This is a genomic window from Sodalis sp. RH22 (assembly GCF_047324165.1).
Classification (GTDB): domain Bacteria; phylum Pseudomonadota; class Gammaproteobacteria; order Enterobacterales; family Enterobacteriaceae; genus Acerihabitans.
In genome coordinates this window covers 5,640,401-5,660,814 of the sequence record NZ_CP178731.1, presented here as the reverse complement: position 1 = coordinate 5,660,814, position 20,414 = coordinate 5,640,401, and the positions used below count along the sequence as shown (strand labels likewise).

General features: G+C 64.3%; 19 protein-coding genes. 4 read left to right on the top strand and 15 right to left on the bottom strand.

What is annotated here, in order from left to right; all coding sequences use genetic code 11:
* The first annotated feature begins 49 nt into the window (after positions 1–49).
* The 3 genes from nrdB (at position 50) to ACL2XN_RS25780 (ending at position 3,096) form a co-directional block, all read left to right on the top strand.
* Positions 50–1,180 (top strand): class Ia ribonucleoside-diphosphate reductase subunit beta, encoded by a 1,131-nt coding sequence (gene nrdB, locus ACL2XN_RS25790; protein ID WP_413723324.1) that lies wholly within the window; start codon positions 50–52, stop codon positions 1,178–1,180.
* A 12-nt stretch (positions 1,181–1,192) separates the two neighbouring features.
* Complete coding sequence (yfaE, locus tag ACL2XN_RS25785; protein WP_410016766.1) at positions 1,193–1,453, top strand: class I ribonucleotide reductase maintenance protein YfaE; 261 nt, start codon at positions 1,193–1,195, stop codon at positions 1,451–1,453.
* 131 nt (positions 1,454–1,584) lie between these two features.
* On the top strand, positions 1,585–3,096 hold the full coding sequence (locus ACL2XN_RS25780) for an MFS transporter (protein ID WP_413729744.1): 1,512 nt from the start codon (positions 1,585–1,587) through the stop codon (positions 3,094–3,096).
* 84 nt (positions 3,097–3,180) lie between these two features.
* Here the strand turns inward: ACL2XN_RS25780 and ACL2XN_RS25775 are convergent, their stop codons facing one another.
* A complete protein-coding gene (locus ACL2XN_RS25775) occupies positions 3,181–4,317 on the bottom strand; it encodes an epoxide hydrolase family protein (protein ID WP_410014232.1) in 1,137 nt (378 codons plus the stop codon).
* 179 nt (positions 4,318–4,496) lie between these two features.
* Between ACL2XN_RS25775 and ACL2XN_RS25770 the strand changes: the two genes are divergently transcribed.
* Entirely contained in the window at positions 4,497–5,396 is a 900-nt protein-coding gene (locus tag ACL2XN_RS25770) for a LysR family transcriptional regulator (RefSeq protein WP_413729742.1), read from the top strand.
* A gap of 102 nt (positions 5,397–5,498) precedes the next feature.
* Here ACL2XN_RS25770 and ACL2XN_RS25765 read toward each other — a convergent pair whose 3' ends face one another.
* From ACL2XN_RS25765 to ACL2XN_RS25700, 14 genes are all read right to left on the bottom strand, one after another.
* Positions 5,499–6,782, bottom strand: coding sequence for a nicotinamide mononucleotide deamidase-related protein YfaY (locus tag ACL2XN_RS25765; protein ID WP_413723326.1), 1,284 nt, complete (start codon positions 6,780–6,782; stop codon positions 5,499–5,501).
* Between the two features lie 64 nt (positions 6,783–6,846).
* Complete coding sequence (gene menE, locus ACL2XN_RS25760; RefSeq protein ID WP_413729741.1) at positions 6,847–8,244, bottom strand: o-succinylbenzoate--CoA ligase; 1,398 nt, start codon at positions 8,242–8,244, stop codon at positions 6,847–6,849.
* A gap of 37 nt (positions 8,245–8,281) precedes the next feature.
* Positions 8,282–9,301 (bottom strand): o-succinylbenzoate synthase, encoded by a 1,020-nt coding sequence (gene menC, locus ACL2XN_RS25755; RefSeq protein ID WP_410014228.1) that lies wholly within the window; start codon positions 9,299–9,301, stop codon positions 8,282–8,284.
* Positions 9,301–10,158, bottom strand: coding sequence for a 1,4-dihydroxy-2-naphthoyl-CoA synthase (gene menB, locus ACL2XN_RS25750; RefSeq protein WP_413727951.1), 858 nt, complete (start codon positions 10,156–10,158; stop codon positions 9,301–9,303). Before menB ends, menC begins: the two co-directional genes overlap by 1 nt.
* 11 nt (positions 10,159–10,169) lie before the next feature.
* Positions 10,170–11,111, bottom strand: a complete 942-nt coding sequence (menH, locus tag ACL2XN_RS25745) for a 2-succinyl-6-hydroxy-2,4-cyclohexadiene-1-carboxylate synthase (RefSeq protein ID WP_413727949.1) — start codon at positions 11,109–11,111, stop codon at positions 10,170–10,172.
* Entirely contained in the window at positions 11,108–12,811 is a 1,704-nt protein-coding gene (gene menD, locus ACL2XN_RS25740; RefSeq protein ID WP_413727948.1) for a 2-succinyl-5-enolpyruvyl-6-hydroxy-3-cyclohexene-1-carboxylic-acid synthase, read from the bottom strand. The genes menH and menD overlap by 4 nt, the downstream gene beginning before the upstream one ends.
* Before the next feature lie 135 nt (positions 12,812–12,946).
* Positions 12,947–14,311, bottom strand: a complete 1,365-nt coding sequence (gene menF, locus ACL2XN_RS25735) for an isochorismate synthase MenF (protein ID WP_410014224.1) — start codon at positions 14,309–14,311, stop codon at positions 12,947–12,949.
* A gap of 189 nt (positions 14,312–14,500) precedes the next feature.
* The gene (gene elaB, locus ACL2XN_RS25730) at positions 14,501–14,821 is read right to left on the bottom strand and encodes a stress response protein ElaB (protein ID WP_410014223.1); all 321 of its coding nucleotides are present in this window, start codon (positions 14,819–14,821) and stop codon (positions 14,501–14,503) included.
* 95 nt (positions 14,822–14,916) lie between these two features.
* Positions 14,917–15,255, bottom strand: coding sequence for a c-type cytochrome (locus ACL2XN_RS25725; protein WP_410014222.1), 339 nt, complete (start codon positions 15,253–15,255; stop codon positions 14,917–14,919).
* The gene (locus tag ACL2XN_RS25720; protein ID WP_410014221.1) at positions 15,252–15,755 is read right to left on the bottom strand and encodes a TlpA family protein disulfide reductase; all 504 of its coding nucleotides are present in this window, start codon (positions 15,753–15,755) and stop codon (positions 15,252–15,254) included. Before ACL2XN_RS25720 ends, ACL2XN_RS25725 begins: the two co-directional genes overlap by 4 nt.
* Complete coding sequence (locus ACL2XN_RS25715) at positions 15,733–16,458, bottom strand: ABC transporter ATP-binding protein (RefSeq protein ID WP_413723332.1); 726 nt, start codon at positions 16,456–16,458, stop codon at positions 15,733–15,735. The genes ACL2XN_RS25720 and ACL2XN_RS25715 overlap by 23 nt, the downstream gene beginning before the upstream one ends.
* Before the next feature lie 2 nt (positions 16,459–16,460).
* Entirely contained in the window at positions 16,461–17,573 is a 1,113-nt protein-coding gene (locus ACL2XN_RS25710) for an ABC transporter permease (protein ID WP_413723473.1), read from the bottom strand.
* Between the two features lie 67 nt (positions 17,574–17,640).
* A complete protein-coding gene (locus ACL2XN_RS25705) occupies positions 17,641–18,930 on the bottom strand; it encodes an ABC transporter permease (RefSeq protein ID WP_410014219.1) in 1,290 nt (429 codons plus the stop codon).
* Positions 18,931–18,933: 3 nt separating this feature from the next.
* A complete protein-coding gene (locus ACL2XN_RS25700) occupies positions 18,934–20,331 on the bottom strand; it encodes a Fe-S-containing protein (protein WP_413729739.1) in 1,398 nt (465 codons plus the stop codon).
* Between the last annotated feature and the right edge of the window lie 83 nt (positions 20,332–20,414).

Below are 20,414 nucleotides of genomic sequence, written 5' to 3'. Positions count from 1 at the left end.
CACCGGCCGCGGGCGGCGCTGGCGCCGTCCGTGGGTAACAGGAGTGACCATGGCCTATACCACATTTTCACAGCATAAAAACAACCAGCTGCTCGAGCCGATGTTCTTCGGCCAGAACGTTAACGTGGCGCGTTACGACCAGCAAAAATACGATATTTTCGAAAAGCTGATTGAAAAACAGCTCTCCTTCTTCTGGCGGCCGGAAGAAGTGGACGTATCGCGCGATCGTATCGATTTCCAGGCGCTGCCGGAGCATGAAAAGCATATTTTCCTCAGCAACCTGAAATACCAGACCCTGCTCGACTCCATCCAGGGACGCAGCCCCAACGTGGCGCTGCTGCCGCTGATCTCCATTCCCGAGCTGGAGACCTGGGTGGAAACCTGGGCCTTTTCGGAAACCATCCATTCCCGGTCCTATACCCATATCATCCGCAATATCGTCAACGATCCGTCGCTGGTGTTCGACGATATCGTCACCAACGAGGAGATCCTCAAGCGGGCCAAGGATATTTCGGGGTACTACGACGATCTGATCGAGCTGACCGGCTATTACCATCTGTTGGGCGTCGGCACCCATCAGGTGAACGGCCGGGAAGTGACGGTGAACCTGCGCGAGCTAAAGAAAAAGCTGTATCTGTGCCTGATGAGCGTCAATGCCCTGGAGGCGGTGCGTTTTTACGTCAGCTTCGCCTGCTCCTTTGCGTTCGCCGAGCGCGAGCTGATGGAAGGCAACGCCAAGATTATCCGCCTGATCGCCCGCGACGAGGCCCTGCACCTGACCGGCACCCAGCATATGCTGAACCTGCTGCGTTCCGGCGAGGATGACCCGGAAATGGCCGAGATCGCCAAAGAATGCCAGCAGGCATGCTACGACCTGTTTGTGCTGGCGGCGGAGCAGGAGAAGGAGTGGGCCAGCTATCTGTTCCGCGACGGCTCGATGATCGGGCTGAACAAGGATATCCTGTGCCAGTATGTGGATTATATTACCAATATCCGCATGCAGGCGGTGGGCCTGGAACTGCCGTTCGCCACCCGCTCCAATCCCATCCCCTGGATCAATACCTGGCTGGTGTCCGATAACGTACAGGTGGCGCCGCAGGAGGTGGAGGTGAGCTCCTATCTTGTCGGCCAGATTGACTCCGAGGTCAACGCCGACGACCTTAGCGACTTTCAGCTGTAAGCCGCCGTGTCCCTGCCCCTGCCTATGATCACGCTGCGTCGCGATGGGACGCGCCTGGCCTGCGAGAGCCGCCACGGCTCGCTGCTGGACGCGCTGGAAGCGCACCAGGTGCCGGTGGAATCCCAGTGCCGCTCGGGTTATTGCGGCGCCTGTCGCCTGCGCCTGGCGCAGGGGCAGGTACAATATCAGCATGCTCCGCTGGCGTTTATCCGGCCCGGCGAGATCCTGCCCTGCTGCTGCCTGCCCGTGGCGGATATCGAACTGGAGCTGTAATGCCGCCGCGGGTTGCACCAGCAGCGTGCAACCTATTATTTTGTATTAAGTTATAACTTTTCGGCCTTTCCCTGGGGCCGGCCGCTGGGTATGCTGCGCCTTACCTTTTCGATTTAATCAATAAGCACGCTATGTCCCTACTCCTGAGTACCGCCCACACCGCGACGCTGGACGCCGATATGACGCCCGAGGGCGATCCGGTATTTATCAAGAGCGCCGCTGATATCTCCCAGCTGGTCAACGCCGGTACGCAAAAACGCAATCATGCCGGCATCATTATCGGCATAGCGCTGGGCGGCGTGTTCCTCGACGCCTACGATCTGGGGGCGCTGGCCTTTGGGGTCAAGGATATTACCCGCGAGTTTAACCTGACGCCGGCCGGCACCGGCATGGTGGCCTCGGCAATCACCTTCGGCGCTATCGTCGGCGCGTTTTTCGGCGGTTACCTGACCGATAAAATCGGCCGCTACCGGGTGTTTATGGCGGATATGTTCTTTTTTGTCATCGCCGCGCTGGCCTGCGCCTTTGCGCCCAACGAGTGGGTGCTGGCCGGGGCGCGGTTTGTGATGGGGCTGGGGGTCGGCATTGATTTGCCGGTGGCCATGGCCTTCCTGGCGGAGTTTTCCCGTTTGCAGGGACGGGGCAACAAGGCGGCCAGCATCGCCATGTGGTGCCCCACCTGGTATGCCGCCATCAGCGTGTCGTACCTGCTGGTGCTGCTGCTATACGGCGTGCTGCCCGCGGGGTATACCGATTGGCTATGGCGCCTGATATTGGGTTTCGGCGCCGTGCCGGCGCTGTTTATCATCGCCATTCGCAGCAAATATATGAGCGAGTCGCCGGTATGGGCGGCCAATCAGGGCGATCTGGCCGGCGCGGCGCGCATCCTCAGGCGCTCCTACGGCATTAACGCCCGGGTGGCGGCGGACGCCGGCAAGGGCCCGGCCGCCGTACCCGCGCGCCGCGCGCGTTTTCGCAATTACGGCGAACTGCTCAAAGGCATTTACCTTAAGCGCACCGTGCTGGCGACCATTATCGCCGTGGCCTCGTCTTTTGCCTATAACGCCGTGGCGTTCGGCCTGCCGGTGATCATCAGCAGTTTCCTGGCGCAGTCCATGCTGACCACGATTCTGGCGTCGCTGGCGCTGAACCTGCTGTTTGCGTTTGTCGGCGGGCTGATAGCGGTGCGCTGGGTGCCGCGTTTCGGCGCCTGGAACATGACGGTGCTGGGGTATGCCTTCCAGCTGGCGGCGCTTATCGGCCTGGCGCTGATCGGCCGGCCGGCCGACGGGCTGCACGCGGGACTGGCTATCGCCATGCTGGCGCTGTTTTTATTCGGTCAGGGCATCGGCCCCGGTTCGCACAGCATGACCTTCGCGTCGTTAAGTTATCCGACCTCGCTGCGCGGCGTTGGGGTAGGATTTAACCAGACGCTGATGCGCGCCAGCTCCACCGTTTCACTGTTCCTGTTTCCGGTCTTGGCGGCATTGCTGAATACCGGCGTGTTCTGGGTGATTGCCATCGCGCCGCTGGCCGGACTGGCGGCGCTGTTGACGATTCGCTGGGAACCGTCGGGTTATGATGTGGATGCGGAGGATTTTGCCGCCCCGCTCCGCCCCGCCGGGGATACTCAGTCGCGTTAAAACAGGGCCGTTGCCGGCGCTGGCATTGAAGCCCTGGGACGTAAAGGCGCTGCGGCACCCCGGAGACGAAGCCGCCGCGCCTTATCAGCGCGCGGCCAACACCGTGGCGATGAACGCGCGCAGGTCCGCCAACATCAGATCCGGCTGTTCCAGCGCGGCGAAATGGCCGCCCCTCTCCATGTCCGTCCAATGCACGATATTGTAGGTCTTTTCGGCAAACGAGCGTGGCGTCGGCAGAAAGACGGGATCGGGAAACGCCGCGACGCCCATCGGCGCCTGGACGCGGGTTCCGGCCGGGAACCGATCCGCGCCTTCCAGGCGCTTGCCATGGTAAATCCACATTGCCGTGACCGCCGCCGGCGTCGCGATATACAGCATGATATTGGTGAGCAACTCCTCTTCCGAGTATGTGCTCCAGATGTCCGGACCGCCGTCGGCCGTCGTCGGCAGATCCGACCATTTACCGAATTTTTCGAGTATCCAGCCGGCCGCGCCGACCGGGCTGTCGGCCAGCGCGACGCCCAGTGTCTGCGGGCGCGTCTCCTGCTCGTGATTATAGCCCGTCTCCCAATCGAGGATCGCGGCGCGGCGGGAGAACAGATCCTTTTCCTCCGGCGTGGTGGGAACGCTATCCCCGGCGAAGATGCTCACCATATTGATATGGAAACCGAGCAGCGCGTCCGGCCGCACGTGAGCCAGCCAGCTGGCGATATGCGCCCCCCAATCGCCCCCTTGGACGAAGTAGCGCGCCTGGCCGAACAAGCGCGTCATCAGCCCGTGCATAAGCTCGGCCGACCGGCGCGGCCCGATAACGCCGGTGATGGGGTTCGAGAAGGCAAAGCCTGGGAGCGAGGGAACGATGACATCGTGCCCATCGGCGGCAAGCGGCGCCAGCAGCCGCTCGAACTCCAGATACGAGCCCGGCCAGCCGTGCAGGAGGAGTACGGGGGGCTTGGACCCGTCTCCCTTCACATGGACGAAATGGATATGCTCGCCTTCGACAACCGTCGTGAAATTGGGGAGCTGGTTGATGCGCCGCTCCACCTCGCGCCACTGATAGCTGTCCCGCCAGTAGGCGACGAGCCGTTTGAGGTCGCCGATGCCGACGCCCGCCGACCAACCGCCCGCATCCGCCAGCAAATGCCAGTCATAACCTTCGACTTTCGCCCTGATCGCGGCGAGCCGCTGGTCAGGAATATGTATCTGGTAAGGTGAAACCATAGTCCTCTCCTCATGGGTGCCGTAGATTGCACAGAGATGGGGATAGCGTTGAGCTTCAACCGCAGCGGCCACGGTTAAAAGGCATTGCACTCCCTTATGCAAAGATAGACTCACGCCATGCGGACGTCTATGCTATGAATTTGCTCAATTCTTTTGCGTAAAACGCACAGGTGGTATTTATGGCCCTGGCCGGCGATCTGGAAATCTTCGTGCTCGTCGCGGAGGAAGGCGGTTTTTCGGCGGCGGGACGCCGGCTGAAGGTGGCGCCGTCTTCAATCGCGCGGGTCATCGACCGCATCGAAGCACGGCTTGGCGTTCGCCTGCTGCTGCGAACCACGCGCTCGCTGATACTCACGCCCGAGGGCATGACTTATCTGGCGTCTGCCCGGCGCATCATCGCGGATCTGAAGGAAACCGAGCAGTCCATTGCGAATCAGAGTTCCCCCAAGGGGCGTCTGCGGATTTGTCTGTCGCTGCAGTATGGAAAAATGTTCGTCGTACCGCTTCTTCGCGCGTTCATGCAGCAATACCCCGGCATCCTGCTGGAAATCATTGCCACCGACGCCGTCGTGGACATCGCCGCGGGCCAGGCGGACGTTGCAGTGCGGCTGGGGCCGCTGCCCGACGGACTGCTTACCGCCCGCCGGCTTGGCGTCACCCATAAGGTCATCGTGGCGTCTCCGGACTATCTCGCACGTCGCGGCACGCCGGCGGTTCCGGAGGATCTCTACCATCACGATTGTATTGGCTTCAACTTCAAACGCGCCGCGCCAACGTGGCCGTTTCGCAAAGACGGCCGCGATTATTCATTGCCGATCACGGGCTGCGTGGAAACGAATAATGGCGATACGGAAGGCCAACTGGCCCTCGAAGGGATCGGGATCGCGCGTGTTTGCGCCGAGACGGTGGCAGACGCCATCCAGGCAGGCAGGCTCGTGCCTATCCTCGACGCGTTCAATCCCGGCGATGGTGAGGAGGTGCATGCGGTATTCGTGGGCGGAGCGCACACACCGGCCAGGGTGCGTTGCTTCGTCGATTACCTCGTTGGGCGGCTGTGCGCATCGCCTGCGCAACCGTGATTACAGCCACGCCTTGACGGGGGAGAGCAGCCGGGGTGTGCCTGGTCCGACGTTAACGCCAGACCGGAGGCCCGCCGTGATGCCGATTACCGCCCGCGGCGCTTACGCCAGGGTTGCGGCGATGCGTATCCAGCCGTGCTCGCCGTAGACCGGCCAGCCGTTCAGCCAACGTCTGAGCATATTCAGCGCCATCAGCGACACCATTTCCTGGCGGGTTTTCAGGCCGTGGCGCTGTATGCTGACGGCGAACACCACCGTTTGGGCGTAATCGCCGTCCGGCGTGTGCAGCGCCAGGCTCAGGCTGTCCTGCGCCATATCGCCGACCACCAGCGCAAGCTGCGTGCCGTGACGCGCCGCCAGCCCTTGCGCCTGCCGGGCCAGCTTTCGCAAAAGCGACTGGGCGTCGTGGGCCGGGGGGGCATCCGCCGCGCTTAGGTGCCCGGAGAAGGTGTCGCCATCGGCAGTACCGGCGATCTCAGGGCCAGGGGCCTCCAGCCATTCGCCGCCCTTGACCGGCATGCCCGCGCTCTGGCATTGCCAGGTCAGCAGTCCGGCGGTAAAACGTTCGCCGATGGCCAGGGTCAGCGGACGCTGATGCAGACGTTGCGCCAGCTGGGTCGGCAGATCGTCGGTACCTTCAAAAATAGCGCTTTCACCGGCCACCGCGCGCACTTTTTGCCAGGCCAGTTCCATGGCGTCGCGCTCATGGGCCGGGCCGGTCAGTTTTAATTCGATAATCGGCATTGAGGATCGGTAGCCCAGCACCACCTCTTCCGGCAGCGTCATGTCGTCAAGCTGGCTCGCCAGCTCGCTTTCCGCACGGCCGAAGGTGGTGAGACGCAGGCACAGCGGCGGATCCGGCAGATCGAAACGTTCGCGCAGGCGCGGCACGATTTGCTGCTCGACCATCACCTTGAACTCCGACGGCACGCCGGGAGTAAAAAACATCAGGCAGCGGTTAAGCTGCAGGGCAAAACCGCAGGCGGTGCCCACCGGATTATCGATCATCTCGGCATTGGCGGGAATTTGCGCCTGCTTGCGGTTGCTCGGCGCCATCACCCGGCCGCGTTCGGCGAAAAAGGCTTCGATTTTCGCCAGCCATTCGGGATGTTCGATCAGTTCCTCGCCGGTGGCGGTGGCGGCGGCCAGCGCGCTGAGATCGTCGCTGGTCGGCCCCAGGCCGCCGTTGACGATCATGATATCGGCGCGCAGGCTGCGCTCGGTCAGCGCCGCCACCAAGGCGGAGAGGTTGTCGCCTACGGTCATGCGCGCGCTCATCGGCAGCCCCTGCTCAAACAAATAGTTCGCCAGCCAGGCCGCATTGGTATCGAGAATCTGTCCATGCAGCACTTCGTCGCCGGTGCACAGCATTTCTACCCTAAGCATGCTTCTCTCCTCTCATCTTTATACCGCCACTTTAGAAAGCCGGACCGACAAACACAACCTTTCTTTAGGGATTTAACGCGAATTGCGCCTGCGCCAGCCGGGTAAGCTGGCTGCGCGGGATTTTTATGCCGCCGGCGTCCAGCTTGTCCGGCAGCACCTGGCGCAGGGCAAGATAGGCGATCGGGCGCTGCCACGGCGCCAGCTGCGGCTCCAGCCAGGCGCGCAGCTCGGGAAAAGGCGCATCGGCCTCCAGCACCGCCACCGGCCGCTGGCCGTACTCCCCGTCGTCCACCGGCACCACAAACGACTGGCGCACGGCGGGATGGGCGGCCAGGATACGTTCGATATCCTCCGGCTGCACCCCTTCGCCGCCGCAAAAAAAGACATTATCCAGCCGGCCGCTGATATGCAGTTCGCCGTCGACAAACCGGCCGCCGTCGCGGGTATGAAACCAGCCGTCGTCATCGGCCAGCTTCAGCAACCGGCCCTGCTGCCAGTAACCCGCGGCCATGCTGCTGCCGCGCAGCCACACTTCACCGTCCACCAGCCGCAGTTCGCGGCCGTCCAGGGGCGAACCGACGCCGCCCGAGGCATCGGCGCGCTTGGCGCAGACGGTGGAGGCAAACTCCGTCAGGCCGTAGCCGCACCAGCAGCGCACGCCGAGCGCTTCCGCCCGGCGGGTCAGCTCAAGGGGGATCATCGCGCCGCCCAGCAGCACATCCTGCAGGCTAAGCCGCGCGGGGTCACCCTGCAGCAGACGCCACAGCTGCGTCGGCACCAGCGAGGCGTGGGTGCATCCGGCCAGCGCCCGTTCCAGCGGCTGGTCCCGGGCCAGCGCCAACGTGGCGCCCACCGCCAGCCAGCGCCAGACGATGCCTTGCCCGGAAACATGGCACAGCGGCAGCGACAACAGCCAGCGATGGCGGTTCTGGAAGGCCATCAGCCGCGTGACGCCCCGGGCGCTGGCCAGATGCGCGGCGTAGGTATGGGCCGCCGCCTTGGGCAGGCCGCTGGAACCGGAAGTCAGCGTCAGGGTCGCCAGCCGGTTAACCTGCCAGGACACCAGCGGCGCGGCGGCGGCGTCGGAGTCGGCGTCGATTATCGTTAACGGCGCGATGGTCCCGGGCCAGGGCAGGCCGCGCGCGCACCAGCCGAAATCCATATTCAGCGTCGGCAGGCGCTGCGCCAGCAGTTCGGCCGGCAACAGGGGATTCAGGGGAAGAACCCGCGCGCCGCATTGCAGCGCGGCCAGATACGCCAGCAGCAGATCCAGGCTGTTTTTACCGCGCAACGCCACTCCGCAGCCCACCGTGACGCCCGCCCGCTGCCACGCGGCGGCCATCTGGTCGACGCGCATCACCAGGTTGCGCCAGCTCCAGTCGGCGTCGTCGGCGCGCAGCGCAATACTGTGCGGCGTCTGCTGCGCCCAATGGTGCCAGGGCCAGGTAGCGAAAGTCATCATGATTGCATCTTCATAGTAAGCCGGTCCGGAGATTGCCTTAAAGGCGGCGGGCCGTCGGCTCCAGTCGTGTTTGAGAGAGTTGCCCGGCGGTGCATAACGGCAGCGGGCTGCCGGACCAGGGACGGATCAGCTGCGAACGCATCAGCGTAAGGGTATCCAGGCCGGGCTGGATACCCGGCGTCAGCCAGGCGGCCAGGCGCGAAAGCTGCGTCAGGCCCAGGCTGGACTCGATGGCCGAACTGATAACCGCCGTCAGTCCCTCCCGGTGCGCCTGGGCAACCAACGCGCGACAGCGCGCCAGGCTGCCGGTGAGCGTGGGTTTGATGACCGCCGCCGCCACGCCCTGCTGGGCGCGGAGTTGAAAATCCGGCTCGCGCAGGCTTTCATCCCAGGCAATGGCGATGCCGGTATCGCGGGCAAAGGCCAGCGATTGCGCCGGCGTGGCGCAGGGTTCTTCCAGAAAATCGATACGCGCGATAAGGGAGGGGTCCAGATAGCGGGCAAAGCCGGCGGCCTTGGCCGGGGTCCAGCTGCGGTTGGCGTCCAGCCGCACATGCAGATCCGGCACCGCTTCCAGCAGCAGGTTGACCATGACGGCGTCGCGGATCGCTTCATACATGCCGACCTTGATCTTGGCAATCTTCCTGCCGGGCAACGCCGCGAGCATCGGTATCAGCCTATCGGGATCGCCGGTGCACAGCGGCACGGTCTGATAAGGCGCCGCGTCGGGCAGTTCACCCGCCAGCTCGGCCAGGGCCATGCTGATGCCGAACGCCACCGACGGCGCCGCGGGGCCGGAAGCCAACGCCAGACCGCCGCCGTCCGCCGCCGCGTCCTCGCCGTCGACCCAGCGCCGCAGCAGCTCCAGCGCCGACGCCTCCGCCTCGATCAGCGTTTCGCGGCTGAAGCCGGGCAGCGGCGCGATTTCCCCCAGGCCATCACGGCCGTCGCACTCCAGCCGCACCACCAGGCCGTCACGGCTTTTCAGGCGCTGGTTGCGCAGCACCACGCCGGCTTCCATCGGCAGGCTGTAGCGGTAGATCGTTGCGCTGCGCATCAGGGGTTCCGCTTGAATTTGCTGAAGTCGGGCTGGCGTTTCTCAACGAACGCATTGCGCCCTTCCTGCCCTTCCTCCGTCATGTAAAACAGCATGGTGGCGTTGCCCGCCAGCTCCTGCAGCCCCGCCTGGCCGTCACAGTCCGCATTCAGCGCGGCCTTCAGGCAGCGCAGCGCCATCGGACTGTTCTGCAGCATTTCCCGGCACCAGCGTACGGTTTCCTTCTCCAGGTCGGCCAGCGGCACAACAGTATTGACCAGCCCCATGTCCAGCGCCTGCCGCGCATCGTACTGCCGGCAAAGGAACCAGATTTCCCGGGCTTTTTTCTGGCCGACGATGCGCGCCATATAGGCCGCGCCCCAGCCGCCGTCGAAGGAGCCGACTTTAGGCCCGGTCTGGCCGAATACCGCATTGTCCGCCGCCAGGGTCAGGTCGCACATCATGTGCAGCACATGGCCGCCGCCGATGGCGAAACCCGCCACCATCGCCACCACCGGTTTCGGGCAGGTGCGGATCTGGCGCTGGAAGTCCAGCACGTTAAGATGATGCACGCCGCTGTCGTCCTTATAACCGCCGTAGTCGCCGCGCACCTTCTGGTCGCCGCCGGAACAGAACGCCTTATCCCCTTCGCCGGTAAGAATAATCACGCCGATGCCTTCGTCGTAACGGGCGTCGGCCATGGCCTGGATCATTTCTTTGACCGTCAGCGGCCGGAACGCATTACGTACCTGGGGCCGGTTGATGGTAATCCGGGCGATGCCGTCGGCGGACTTATGATAGCGGATATCCTCGAAATCGCCGCTGCAATCGCGCCAATCGATAGGGGCGTACCACTGTTCTTCGCTGGGTTTAAGCATAAAACATTCCTTTAATGAAACGGAGCTAGCAGGGTGAGCAGTTGGCCGGCAAAAGCCGGCGGGTTGGCCCGGTGGGCATTGTGGCCGGCGCCGGGCACCGGGACCAGGGGCAATGCCGCCCCACGGGCCAGGGCGGTAAATTTGCCGTCGTGTTCGCCGCACAGGTAACCGAACGGCAGGTCCAGCGCGCGCAACCGCGCCGCCAGATCGGGCTGCCGCGCCAGCGAGGTGGCCAGGAGCATGGCGGCGACAGCCGCGCCGTCATTGGCGGCGCGCAACGCGACCAGCTGCCGGCGCGCGTCGTCGGACAAATCGCCGAACACCGGCTGGCGGTACCAGTCGGCCAGTACCGCGGTTATCGGCTGCCGGCTGAAGCGCCGTGCCCACAGGCCGTCGTGGCGCAGACGGTCCGCGCGCTCCCGCCGGTGCGCCAGGCCGGGATGGGCGCCTTCGACAAACAGTCCGCACAGCCCCTCTTGACCGTTCGCGCCGGCGGCGCCGGGGATATTACCCGCGCCACACCGTCCCCGGCAGGCATGGTAGAGCGCAATGCGCCCGCCCAGGGAATAACCGATAAGAATATAGCGGGTGATGCCCAGCGCGGCCAGCGTATGCGCAAGCCCGGCGGACACCGCGGCAAAGTCCAGCCCGGCCGTCTGTCGCGGGGCGCCGCCATCAGCCGCCTGCTCGCGGTGAAGCGCGCACGCCGGCGCACGGGCAGCGCCCGCATCGGGCCCATGCCCCGGCAGGTTGAGCGTCGCCAGGGACCAGTCGCTGAAATAAGGCAGTACCGGCGACCAGTCGTCGCCGCTGCCCAGCAGGCCGTGCAGCCAGACCAGCCACGGCCGGCCGGGATCGCCCCGGCGCAGGCGGCTTACCGTCCAGCCGGCGCCCTTCCCCGGCCCGACGGGAATGCCGATTGCCGCAGGCGGCAGCGGAGCATGGCGGTTCATGGCCTGGCCATCCCGGCCACCAATTGGCGAAAAACATCCGCGCCCTCCCGGGGCGGCACCGCCAGCTCCAGCAGCGTGGCCGCCCCGCCCCCAGGCCGGCGCCAGGCGCGCTGAACGCAGTCGCGCAGTTCAGCGGCGTTCCCGGGCCGCAGGTAATCCAACCCGAACAGCGCCGCCGCGTGGCGAAACTCCACCTGCTGCGGCATCACGTAAAAACGCTCGCGCACCGCTTCCGGCGTCGGCAATAACGAAAAAATCTGGCCGCCGTTATTATTGATGACCACGATCACCACCGGCGCCGTGGTATGACGAAACAGCGCCAGGGCATTCAGGTCGTAAAGCGCCGATAGATCGCCCACCAGCGCAAGCAGCGGCCGGTCGCTGGCGCGCTGTACGCCGGCGGCGGTGGCCAGCAGGCCGTCGATGCCGCTGGCCCCACGGTTACCATATACCGGGTAACCCGCCGGCAGTTGGGCCAGCGCATCCACCAGCCGTATCGTCAGGCTGTTGCCCAGAAACAGCGCGCCGCCCGCGGGCAGCAGATCGTTAAGATGGCAGGCCAGCTGGGCTTCGCCCAGGCCGTCGGCAAGCGCCGCCCGGATGCGATCCCGCGCCAGCGCGGCGAATCCGGCCAGTTCAGGGGCCCAGGGAGCCTGCGTGCGCGCGGGATGATCGCCAAGCCACGCGCCGATGGGCGCACTGATGCGCCGCCCCCGGTGATGGGCCGGATCGAGGCGGCCCGGCAGCGGGTCGACCAGCCAGTACTCCGCCGGGCGGCACTGCTCCTGCCATTGCAGCAGCCGTTTACCGGTCAGGCTGCCGCCGAACTGGATCACCAACTCAGCCTGATCCAGCACCCGACGCGCCTCGGGATGGGCCAGCCAGAGATCGGCATAAGGCAGCGGCTGGCCGGTCTGCGACAGCACATCGCCAATCAGCGGCCAGCCGAGCGCGGCCGCCCATGCCGCCAGGCGCGCTCCCTGTTCGCAGGGGATGCGCCCGGCAATCACCACCCCTTTACGCGTGCGCCACTGCGCCCAGTCCGGCGCGGCGGCGGGCGCGACGGGCAGCGGAAGCGCCAGCCAGGGGCCGGCGTCCTGCCACCAGTCGCCGAGCGCGCGCGACCAGGCGTCGTCGCCGTTTTCGTCTGGGCCATAGAGCGGTTCAGCGAAAGGGCAGTTAATATGCACCGCGCCCGGCGCCGGGTCCGCCAGCGCCCGATCCAGGGTGGAAACCAGCCAGCGCGCAGGAATATCCGGCGTCGGGCGCGGCAGATCCACGCGCTGGACGGCAAAACCGGCAAACAGTCCCGGCTGGCGGATAGCCTGGTTGGCGCCGCAGTCGATAAGCTCCGGCGGCCGATCGGCGGTCAGCATAATCAGCTTTTCCCCGGTCAGGCTGGCTTCGATCACCGCCGGGTACAGATTGGCCGCCGCGGTGCCGGACGTAACGATCACCGCCACCGGCCCGCGCGCCGCCTTGGCCAGGCCGAGGGCCAGATGCCCCAGCCCGCGCTCGTCGAAATGGGTATGGCACAGGATGGACGGATGTTCCGCCGCCGCCAGGGTCAGGGGGGTGGAGCGTGAGCCGGGCGCGATACAGATATGCCCTACCCCATGGCGGGTGAGGGTTTCCAGCAGCACCCTGGCCCAGCGCCGGTTAAATTGTGAAGACATGTCTGGCAAAACGGATGTAGTCATGGAACCTTCTGTCAGTGCGCGTCTGAACCCATGCGTGATCGGCGGATAACCCCGGCGGCGCGGATGCCGATCAATAACGGCTCCGGCATTATATTTTGTTTCAGCCGCGGGATGTTGATATAGAACCGGATTCCCTTAATTCGGCGCGACGGCTTGGTCGCCGGTAAACAGGGTCCTGAGCCCGGCGGCCTTGTTGTTCACTTCCTGCCATTCCCGATCCGCATCCGATCCCTCGACAATGCCTGCCCCGGCATAAAGCCAGAGCGACTCCCGCTCCATCAGCGCGCAGCGCAGGGTCACGCAAAATTCCGTCTGCGCATCCGAGAGATAGCCGGCCGAGCCCGCATACCATTGCCGGTCGAACGGCTCGTGGCGGGCGATAAAGGCGCGGGCGACGTCGCGCGGCAACCCCGCCACCGCGGCGGTGGGCTGCAGCATGGCCAGACAGCGGACATCATCGCGGCAGTCCAGGCGCGCAGTAATGGCGCGGCGCAAATGCTGCACGGTGCGCAGCCGCACGATCTCCGGCGGCATGACGTCGAGCGTCACCGCCGCCTCCTGCAGCCGCTGGCAAATATCGTCGACCACCAGCAGGTTTTCCCGCTGGTTTTTATCATCGTTCATCAGCCAGCGCGCCAGTTGCCCGGCATTGGCCGTGGGGCTCCGGGTAGCCACCGTGCCGGCCAGCGCCTCGGTATCCAGCATTTCCTGGCGCCGCAGGTAAAGCCGCTCGGGACTGGAGCCCAAAAACGCCCGCTGCGCCGACCAGGCCAGCATATAGTGATAGCAATCGAGATTGACCCGACGGCTGGCCGCCATCAGGGCGTGAGGGTCGAGGTGGCCTTTAAAGCCGAGCCGGGTGCGGCGGGCCAACACCACCTTGGTTAATCCGCCCTGGCCAAAGGCGGCCAGGGCCTGGGAGACCATCATTCGCCAACGGGCGTGTTCCGGCTCGTGCACCTCTTCGCGCAGCTGCGCCGACCAGGGCGCCAGGGGTGCTGCGGGCGCGGCCTGCTGCAGCCAGGCCAGGCACCGCCTGGCGTCGTCGCGCAGGGAAACATCGCTTGCCAGGTTCAGCACCAGCCGGTGTGACGACCCGTCGCGCTCCCAGGTCAGGCGCGGCAAAAACAGGCAGCTTTCCGGCTCGCCGCCGCGGCCGGCGCCGTTGTCATCATCGCCGGCGTCGTTATCGTCTTCACCGCCGAAGGCATTGATGCCCCACAGGCGCAGCGCAGGCCAGGCCGTGCTATGGGCCGCCATAAAGTCCCGCGCCTTGCTCAGGCGATCGAAGATGCGCAGGCCGCCGCCTGCCGCCGCTTCCTGCGCGCCGTCGCGATGCTGCCAGTAGAATTGGGGATACAGCGGGGTGGCATGCAGCCAGTCAAGCATCGGCACATGGCTGCCGGGAGTCCAGGGAAGCGCAATCTGATACAGGCCGGGCCCAGCGGAGATGCCGGCATCAATATGCTGTTGCAGCGCCGAGTTGAGTAACGTCAGCATAGAGACCCCTACCCCAAGACCTAATTAAGAGTATGGATTATACGGTTTACGGAAGCAAAAACGAAAGATTAGCGCCATTAAGTATGATGAATGGCGTAATAAATAGCATGACTTGTTCATTCCCGCCGGCGCGGCGGCGGAAAATACCGGCTGGTGAGCGCGCCAGCCGGATAACTTGGCACAGAAACCTTAGCGACGGGCCAGCAGCAGCCCGAACACCAGGCCGACGGACGCCCCGATACCGACACCGTGCCAGGGATTTTCCTGCACATAGTCATCGGCGCGGTAAACCGCCTGTTTGGCCCGGTAATAGTAATTATCGGACGCATGGCTGATGCGTTTTTTAACTTCTTCCAGCGCCGCTTCGGCACGGGTTTTTAGCTCAACATATTTTTGATCCGCCTTGTCGCCGGAATAGGCCAGCACTTCCTCCAGCGTCTCGGACAGCAACTGCACGTCATCATCAACATGAGTTTCATGCGGTTGGATGGGATCTGTCGGGGTTACCATAATTGTTCTCCGTGTTCTGATGAAAGACCGTCACTCTAACTATAGTCATAAATTGCGCGTCCTGGCGAACAATTACGGGCAGATCATCCTTAAAATCAATTCGCTACCGCCGGCTTCGCGGCCGATGCCTGCGGATCGAGGGAGCGGATATAATCCGCCAGTCCCTGGATATCGCCATCGCTCAGCGCCGCCTTGGCCCGCTGCTCCGCGCCGCTGGTGGCAATCTTGCCGTCCCGGCGGTCGGTGAGCGCGCTTACCAGCTGTTCGCGGCTTAAGGTTATCAGCGGCGGCGCTTTGCCGAACGCCGCCCGGTCGGCCTTGCGGCCATGACAATCGGCGCAGCCCTGGGCATATTTTTGCGCCCCGTCCGCGGCGTCCGCCAGCGCCGTACCGCTGACGCAGAGTAATAACATGCCCAGCATAAGCTTCTTCATGATTTATCCCGTTGTGCATTTTGGAACATCGCGACGAGTGCCGGCTCGCCCTGCAAACCCTGATGCGCCTCCAGCACGGTGCCCCCGGCGCTAAGCAGGTAGGACGTCGGCGTGCCGATCACCTGGTAACGCTCCCTGGTGATGCCCAGCTGATCGCGCACCACCGGATAATGGATCTGCAGCGCGGCCAGGAAAGGCGCGATATCGGTCTGCTGCGGATCGGTGTTCACCGCCACCACCACCAGCCGATCGCCGTAGACGTCGGTGAGCTTTTGCAGCAGTTTCATATCCGCCGCGCAGCCGCCGCAGTCGGAGGACCAAAACGTCAGGTACACCGGCTTGCCGCGCCATTGATCGAGCGCCGCCGGCTGGCCGTTGAGATCGAACGCCGCCAGTTTCGGCGCCGGCGCGCCGATGGCCACCTGCTGCTCTTTGCATCCCGCCAGGGCGGCAAGCAGGGCCAGCGCGCAAAACAACCTAACCACGGGATGCCAGCTCATGATGATTTCGCTCCTCGCCCAGGAATTTACCGTGCTGCAAACGGATGATACGATCGGCGAAACGGCCCAGTTCGGGGTTATGGGTGACCATAACGATGGTGCGGCCCTGGCGATGCAGATCGGTCAGCAGGTCCAGCACCCGTTGTTCATTTTCCTCATCCAGGTTGCCGGTCGGCTCGTCGGCGAAGATCACCGGCGGCTCGTTGACCAGCGCCCGGGCGATACACACGCGCTGCTGCTCCCCGCCGGAAAGCTGGCTGGGCAGATGGCCGACGCGTTCGCCCAGGCCGACCCGGTCGAGCACGGCGCGGGCGGCGCCTTCATCCACCACGCTATGATAATGCTGCGCGAGCATGACGTTTTCCAGCGCGGTCAGGAACGGGATCAGGTGGAATTGCTGGAATACCAGGCCGATTTTGTCGGCGCGGAAATTACGCCGCCCCTCCTCGTCCAGCGCGGCGGCGTCGACGCCGTCCAGCAACACCTGGCCTTCGCTCACGGTATCCAGGCACGTGAGGATATTCATCAGGGTGGTCTTGCCGGAGCCGGAAGCGCCCATAAAGGCCACGAACTCCCCGCGGCGGATGCGGATGTTGATATCATCCAGCGCCGTGACCTTGCCGAAGCGTTTATACAGGCCGCGGGTCTCAATCACATATTCCGCCGCGGGCTGCGGCTGTATCAACCGGATAGGTGATGCCATGGTTATTCTCCTTTCAGGACCAGCGCCGGTTCGACATGCAGCGCACGCCGTACCGGCACGATGGCCGCCACCGCCGCCACCAGCAGGGATAACGCCAGCGTCAGTGGAAAAACAGGGGCGCGCAGGGCAATGGCGGCGTTAAACACCGCATGTCCCAGCACCTGCGCCAGTATAAAGCCGAACACGCTGCCCACCAGCACCGCCGCCAGGGCGATGATGCCGGTTTCCGCCAGCATTTGCCGGCTGATATCCGCGGCGCTGGCGCCCAGCGCCTTTTGCAGGGCAAACTCGCGCGAGCGCTCGCCGACGATGGCCATCAGGGTGGTATTGACGCACAGCGACGACAAAATCAAGATCACCGCCGACACCAGTCCCATCAGCCCTTTGATCTTATCCAGCACCTGGCCTTCGGAGGCGGAAACCTTGAGGATCGGCCGCACGTCCAGGTCGGGATACTGCTGCTGCAAGCGGGCGGCAAAGGCGTCCACCTGACCGATATCGTTATTGACGCTCAGCATGGCGTTACTGATGGCGCCGGGCTGATGCAGCCATTTCTGCGCCAGCTCCAGGTTGACGATCAGCATATTATCGGTGGCGTCCCCGGCTTCGACCACGCCCTTGATAATCAGGCTCTGGCGCTGCTGGCCGTCAACCAGGGTTACCCGATCGCCGACCTTCAGGTGCAGGCGATCGGCCAGTTTCACGCCGATCATCGCATGCCGGTCGTCAAAGCTGACGCCAATCCAGTCGCCCTTGACCTGCCAATAAGGCACCAGCTGTTGCAGCGACTCGAACCAGACGCCCATCACCACCACTTTTTCCAGTTCAGTGCGGGCCATACCGTACAAATACGGGCTGGACGCATTGATAAGCCCCTTGGGCGCCTGATCCAGAATCGGCTGCAGTGTGGCCGCCGGCAGGCTGTTGCCATGGCCGGGACCAAGATAAAAATTGGCGCCGAAGGTGCGCAGCTCCTGGCTCATCTTGGCGTTGATATCAAAATAGACCGAGGCCATGGCGGTCACGATGGCCGCGCCCACCGTCAGGGCGGCGAACACCACCGCCACCCGTTGCAGCCGCAGCCGCAGCGCCCGCACCACCAGCAGCCAGAACATATTGTTCATCAGTCCCGACGGACGTTTGGCGCGCCGTCCGCCCCGGCCCGGCGCCGCGGCCACGACGTTAATTGCCATACAGCACCTCCACCGGATACAGTTTGGCGATGCGCCGGGCCGGGAACCAGGTGCCGATCACGGCAATCAGGATGGCGATCACCAGCACGCTCGGCACCACAATCCAGGCAAAACTGAGCGGCACGCCGAACAGCATCAGGCCGATGGCTTTCGCCAGTCCCCAGCCGGCAACGCAGCCCAGCAATCCGCCCAGGGCGCCGCTCATTACCGCTTCCAGGTAAAACAGCAGCATAATTTGCCACTGGCGGGCGCCGAGGGCCTTCATCAGGCCAATCTCCCGCCCGCGCTCCATAATGGTGCTGGTCATCAGCGAGGCGATGCCCATGGCCGATGCCGCCAGCGCCGCCAGGGTGACCACCGCCAGCAGCAGCTGGATTTTTTCAATCACCACGCCTTCGGATGCCGCCACCTGCCAGATAGGATGCACCACCGATCCGGAAATCGCCTCTTCCAACTGATGGGAAATCGACGACACAAAAGCGGTGCAATACCACAGATCGTATTCTTCCGCCGTCAGTCCGTCGAGATTATCCCTGGCCCGGCGGGAAAGATCGTTTTCCGGCACCGTCAGCGCCGAGACCCGTACCGCCTGCACTTTGCCGGGCAGGCCGAGCAGTTGCTGCACCGTGGCCAGGGGCATCACCAGACGGCCTTCCTCATCGCCGCCGCTGGCGAGCACGCCGCTGATGCGCACGCTGGCCCGGCCGTGCGGTCCGTCCAGCGTTACTACGTCGCCGGGCCGCCAGCCATGGCGCTGCGCCAACTGCTTGCCCGCCAGCGCTTCGGGCGGCTGCTCTCGCGTTACCGGTTCATGGGGATATTGACCGGTAACCCGCCAATAGGGGCTGATAATTTGCTGCCCGGTATGAAAATCCGTTTCATCGGGCACATTCACCGGCTGCGAGAAAAAGGTGCCCAGCACCGGCACCGGCGCGCCGTTGACCAGCACTTCGCCGCCAAGCAGCGGGGCAAAGCCGATGATATTGTTGCGCCAGAAGATATCCTTGATATTGGGCAATTCGGACTCGTCGATCAGATCCTGCCCCGACAGGGGAGCGCCCCGCTCGCCAAACAGCGCGGGCAGCGCCGCCTGGCCCGCCGGTTCAATCAGGATATTGGCGCCATAGGATTTCAGCTCGCGCGCCATCTTGTCGCCGATATCGATGGAGACCGCCAGCAGCGCCGAAATCAACCCGGCGGCCAGGAACACCGTTAATACCGCCAGGGACTTGCGCCGGATATTCCTGCACCAGGACTGCCGTAACATACGCCACAACATAAGCTACTCGCCCTCCGCTTCGTCGCTGCCGGCGGCGGCGGCCGGCACGAACTGCGCCGGCTGCGCGCGGAAACGATTGTAAGTGTCTTCACTGGCAAAAAAGTACATTTTGCCGCCGTAACTGTATTTATGGGAGGCGCTGACATTGGTCAGTTTGCTGCCGTCCACCGGATCGGTCACCTGCAGGGTGAGCACGGTGGTAAAATAATTGACCCCCGCCACCAGCGCCGCTTTGCCGATGGTCAGCTCATGGTCGTCGTTGCGCCAGTTGTCGATGGGTATGGGATTGCAGCCGCCAGCCTTGCCGATGGAGGGGATAAAAATATGCACTCCGCAGGCCACGCACACCACCTGGTTGCCTTCCATCACATACCCCTGGTCGCCGCACAGCAGGCAGGCGTCGAACACCACGCCGAGGCGCAGGCGATCGGGATAACGGTTAATCACCAGGAAACGCACCGCCTTGCCGTCCTCGGCCACCCAAACGAAACGATGCAGCTTGCCGTCGCGCACCTGTTCGAGTGGAATATGCACCTGGCCGTCGGCGGCCAGGGTCACGGGCACCGCTTCCGACAGGCGCGGCGGCTGCGAGGCCACCAAATCCCAATACAGCTGCGCGGCCACCACCACCATCAGCACGGCCAGCAGCGTTGCGGCGGTACGCCGGGCATTGCGATAGCGCGCGATGGCCTTGCGGCGCGCGATAGGCTCCACCTGGTGGCGATATCCGCCGCGCAGGCGCAGCAGCGGCGCAATAAAGCCCGCCAGCAGCGCCGCCATCAGCAAGGCGCTGATATAGTTGAGCCAGGGGTTGCTGTTGGTGACGTTGGACACAAAACTCAGCCGCGGCTTGGTCAGCCCGAGGACGTCCAGTTTCATCAACAGTAGCGTCGCCTGGCCGCACAACGGCAGCAACAACAGCAGCGCCAGCGCCAGCAGCAGCGGCCAGCGCCACGCCGGCAGGCGCTTCACCAGCATCGCCGTCAGCACCGCGCACAGCGCCAGTAACGCGACGGCCAGTACCACCGCGCTCAGATTAAGTAATAAATCGGTGTTGATGACGCCCGTGGGCGTCAACGCGCTTAAATTGGGATCGTTGCTCCAGTGCAGCGCCGCGCCGGCCACCAGCAGGCCTTGCCAGCAGTAGCCCACCCTGGCGGAAACGGAAAATTGGCTGGCCAGGAACACTACCAGCCCCGCCAGTTGCAAGAAAACCAGCGTGAGCTGCACCGATTGGCCGCCGGGCAGGCGCACGCCCGCCAGGGTACCGGCCGCCAGCGCCAGCAGGTTGACCCATACCAGCGCGCGCACCGATGGCGCGGGGCGGTTAGCCCAGTTTAATCCGCATAGCAGTGTCACCGGCAGGAAAGCTTGCAAGGCGGTAACAAAAAAATAATTCATGACGACGACTCAGAACCGGAAACACTTCGTCATGCAGCGCTCCGGCAGGCCGCTGCGACAAGAGCCAATACCGCCACGGCCGC

Bases quoted from the DNA above. Each gene is read 5' to 3' on its own strand.
- menE (WP_413729741.1), bottom strand. From the start codon at position 8,244: ATGATGACTTTCGCTACCTGGCCCTGGCACCATTGGGCGCAGCAGACG.
- ACL2XN_RS25700 (WP_413729739.1), bottom strand. From the start codon at position 20,331: ATGAATTATTTTTTTGTTACCGCCTTGCAAGCTTTCCTGCCGGTGACA.
- ACL2XN_RS25720 (WP_410014221.1), bottom strand. From the start codon at position 15,755: ATGAGCTGGCATCCCGTGGTTAGGTTGTTTTGCGCGCTGGCCCTGCTT.
- ACL2XN_RS25715 (WP_413723332.1), bottom strand. From the start codon at position 16,458: ATGGCATCACCTATCCGGTTGATACAGCCGCAGCCCGCGGCGGAATAT.
- menH (WP_413727949.1), bottom strand. From the start codon at position 11,111: ATGAACCGCCATGCTCCGCTGCCGCCTGCGGCAATCGGCATTCCCGTC.
- ACL2XN_RS25705 (WP_410014219.1), bottom strand. From the start codon at position 18,930: ATGTTGTGGCGTATGTTACGGCAGTCCTGGTGCAGGAATATCCGGCGC.
- menF (WP_410014224.1), bottom strand. From the start codon at position 14,311: ATGCTGACGTTACTCAACTCGGCGCTGCAACAGCATATTGATGCCGGC.
- ACL2XN_RS25710 (WP_413723473.1), bottom strand. From the start codon at position 17,573: ATGTTCTGGCTGCTGGTGGTGCGGGCGCTGCGGCTGCGGCTGCAACGG.
- nrdB (WP_413723324.1), top strand. From the start codon at position 50: ATGGCCTATACCACATTTTCACAGCATAAAAACAACCAGCTGCTCGAG.
- ACL2XN_RS25780 (WP_413729744.1), top strand. From the start codon at position 1,585: ATGTCCCTACTCCTGAGTACCGCCCACACCGCGACGCTGGACGCCGAT.
- ACL2XN_RS25725 (WP_410014222.1), bottom strand. From the start codon at position 15,255: ATGAAGAAGCTTATGCTGGGCATGTTATTACTCTGCGTCAGCGGTACG.
- elaB (WP_410014223.1), bottom strand. From the start codon at position 14,821: ATGGTAACCCCGACAGATCCCATCCAACCGCATGAAACTCATGTTGAT.
- ACL2XN_RS25775 (WP_410014232.1), bottom strand. From the start codon at position 4,317: ATGGTTTCACCTTACCAGATACATATTCCTGACCAGCGGCTCGCCGCG.
- menC (WP_410014228.1), bottom strand. From the start codon at position 9,301: ATGCGCAGCGCAACGATCTACCGCTACAGCCTGCCGATGGAAGCCGGC.
- menD (WP_413727948.1), bottom strand. From the start codon at position 12,811: ATGACTACATCCGTTTTGCCAGACATGTCTTCACAATTTAACCGGCGC.
- ACL2XN_RS25765 (WP_413723326.1), bottom strand. From the start codon at position 6,782: ATGCTTAGGGTAGAAATGCTGTGCACCGGCGACGAAGTGCTGCATGGA.
- ACL2XN_RS25770 (WP_413729742.1), top strand. From the start codon at position 4,497: ATGGCCCTGGCCGGCGATCTGGAAATCTTCGTGCTCGTCGCGGAGGAA.
- menB (WP_413727951.1), bottom strand. From the start codon at position 10,158: ATGCTTAAACCCAGCGAAGAACAGTGGTACGCCCCTATCGATTGGCGC.